This window comes from Flavobacterium sp. UBA4854 (assembly GCF_002399805.1).
Classification (GTDB): domain Bacteria; phylum Bacteroidota; class Bacteroidia; order Flavobacteriales; family Flavobacteriaceae; genus Flavobacterium; species Flavobacterium ginsengisoli.
On record NZ_DHEI01000143.1, the window covers coordinates 1,062 to 1,267 of the forward strand.

General features: G+C 37.4%; 1 pseudogene. It reads left to right on the forward strand.

Annotated features, from left to right (window positions below):
* Window positions 1–206 (forward strand): annotated as a pseudogene (locus tag B3J44_RS20600) (DNA polymerase IV); the annotation flags it as partial.

The window sequence follows — 206 nt, forward strand, 5'->3', positions numbered from 1 at the left end:
GATTTAGTCGAGCCACTTTCGCTTGACGAAGCTTATTTGGATGTTACCAAAAATAAAAAAGGAAATCCTAGCGCAAGTCTTTTGGCACAAGAAATTAGACAAAGAATTTTAGATGAAGTTGGACTAACCGCTTCGGCAGGTATTTCAATCAATAAATTTGTGGCCAAGATTGCCAGCGATTATAATAAACCGAACGGACAAAAAAC